Genomic DNA, 2,632 nt, shown 5'->3' on the forward strand with positions numbered 1-2,632 from the left:
ATGTAAGTGTTGGTGGCGAGTGGATCACCGACGACCAGCTGCTGGGTGGCCTCGACGAACTTGCGGGTAAATTCCTCGACGATGCCTTGCTCGACAATCAGGCGTTTGGCGGCGGCGCAGACTTGTCCGGTGTTTTGATAGCGCCCGATCACCGCGGCTTTCACCGCCTCGTCGAGGTCTGCGTCGTCGAGCACGATAAACGGGTCGGAGCCGCCCAGTTCCAATACACATTTCTTCAGTGCCGCTCCAGCCTGAGCGCCGATGGCCATGCCTGCACGGACGCTGCCGGTGAGGGTGACAGCCGCGATACGTGGATCGGCGATCGCCCTGGATACACCCTCCGGCGTGACATTGATGACCTCGAAAACACCTTCAGGAAAGTCCGCTTGCTGGAAGGCTTCCAGCAGCAGGTAGGCGCTRCCCATGACGTTTGGCGCGTGTTTGAGCACGTAGGTATTGCCGGCGAGCAAGGTGGGGACCGCGCCGCGCAGGACTTGCCAGATGGGGAAGTTCCACGGCATGACGGCGAGAATCGGGCCGAGCGGGCGATATTCAATGCGTGCCTTGTCGCCTTCAACCAAGGTCGGTTCTGAACTCAGCATGGCGGGGCCGTGTTCGGCGTACCACTCGCAGAGCTGCGCACATTTTTCAATTTCACCGCGGGCCTGAGCGATGGGCTTGCCCATTTCCTGGGTGATCATGTTCGCCATGGCCTGCGCATTGTTGCGCAAGGCCTGGCCGAGGTTGATCAACAGCTGCGCGCGTTGTTCAACCGGTTTGCGGCGCCAGCCTCGAAACCCGGTAGCGGTCCGCGTCAGCGTGGCCTGTAATGCCGAATCGGATTCGAAAGGGTAGTGGCCGATCTGCTCGCCCGTGGTCGGGTTGATCGAAATGGCGTGGGTAAGGCTGGATACGTGGGTCATGGCACCGTCCTGCGAGGTAGGAATGTGCTCAGGTTATGGGGCTATATGTTTTCTGGAAACTGAATAATACTGAGCATAACGTTCACGTTTGGAGAATGACTTGGATCTGGTTCAGCTCGAAATTTTCAAGGCTGTCGCCGAGCACGGCAGCATCAGCGTGGCCGCCCAGCATATCCACCGAGTGCCATCGAATCTCACGACCCGAATCAAGCAGCTTGAGCTGGACCTGGGTGTGGACCTGTTTATCCGCGAGAAGAGTCGCCTGCGCCTGTCGCCGGCCGGCTGGAGCTTTCTGGATTACGCTCGACGTATTCTCGACCTGGTTCAGGAGGCGCGCGCCACCGTGGCAGGTGAAGAACCGCAGGGAGCCTTCGCCCTGGGCTCGCTGGAAAGTACTGCAGCGGTACGTATTCCAGAGCTATTGGCCGCCTATAACCAGAAACACGCCAAGGTCGAACTGGACCTGTCCACCGGCCCCTCCGGGACCATGATCGATGGGGTGCTGTCAGGGCGGCTGGCCGCGGCATTTGTCGATGGTCCGGTGTTGCATCCGGCACTGGAGGGCGTGCCTGCTTTCGAAGAGGAAATGGTCCTGATCGCACCGCTCAACCATGAGCCGATTCATCGGGCCAAGGATGTGAATGGCGAAAACATCTATGCCTTCCGCTCCAACTGCTCCTATCGCCATCATTTCGAAAGCTGGTTCGCCAATGGTGCGGCGGTGCCCGGCAAGATTTTCGAAATGGAGTCCTATCACGGCATGCTGGCCTGCGTCAGCGCCGGTGCCGGCCTGGCGCTGATGCCTCGCAGCATGCTCGAAAGCATGCCTGGATGCACGACGGTCAGCGTCTGGCCGTTGTCGGAGTCGTTCCGCTATTTACGCACCTGGCTGGTGTGGCGCAGGGGGACGGTGTCGCAGAGCCTGACGATGTTTGTGCGCTTGCTTGAGGAGCGTGGGGTGGTGTTGGTCGAAAAATAGTGGAAAGTTAACGGTCTGTGCTGAAAAACCGGATAATGGCGGCCAAATCGTATAGCTCGTTATTCTGGTAAGCACGCATGGAAATCAAGGTCAACTTTCTCGACAACCTTCGACTTGAGGCCAAGTTCGACGACTTCACGGTGATTGCCGATCAACCCATTCGCTACAAGGGCGATGGCTCGGCACCGGGGCCGTTCGATTACTTCCTGGCTTCGTCGGCGTTGTGCGCGGCGTACTTCGTGAAGTTGTATTGCGAAACCCGCAATATCCCCACCGAAAATATCCGCCTGTCGCAGAACAACATTGTTGATCCGGAAAACCGCTACAACCAGATTTTCAAGATTCAGGTCGAATTGCCGGCGGACATCTCCGCCAAGGACCGTCAGGGGATCTTGCGCTCCATCGACCGTTGCACGGTAAAGAAGGTGGTGCAAACCGGGCCCGAGTTCGTGATTGAAGAGGTCGAAAACCTCGACGCCGATGCCCAGGCGTTGCTGATGCCGCACTCGGCTGGCGAAGCGGGCACCTACATTGTGGGCAAGGACCTGCCGCTGGAGCAAACCATCGCCAACATGTCGGGCATCCTGGCCGACCTGGGCATGAAGATTGAAATCGCTTCGTGGCGCAATATCGTTCCCAATGTGTGGTCGCTGCACATCCGCGATGCGCACTCGCCAATGTGTTTTACCAACGGCAAGGGAGCGACCAAAGAAGGTGCGCTGGCATCGGC

General features: G+C 58.8%; 3 protein-coding genes. 2 read left to right on the top strand and 1 reads right to left on the bottom strand.

Features of this window, described 5'->3' with window-relative positions:
* Positions 1–923, bottom strand: a 923-nt coding sequence (locus AC1DVH_RS29280; protein WP_477756722.1) for an aldehyde dehydrogenase family protein, incomplete at its 3' end; no start/stop codon positions are given.
* 100 nt (positions 924–1,023) lie between these two features.
* Here AC1DVH_RS29280 and ptrR point away from each other — a divergent pair.
* Positions 1,024–1,902, top strand: a complete 879-nt coding sequence (gene ptrR, locus AC1DVH_RS29285) for a putrescine utilization regulator PtrR (RefSeq protein WP_008047600.1) — start codon at positions 1,024–1,026, stop codon at positions 1,900–1,902.
* 77 nt (positions 1,903–1,979) lie between these two features.
* On the top strand, positions 1,980–2,632 hold a 653-nt coding region (locus AC1DVH_RS29290), incomplete at its 3' end, for an OsmC family protein (RefSeq protein WP_477756723.1).

It is taken from the genome of Pseudomonas sp. P4_C3 (assembly GCF_056402075.1).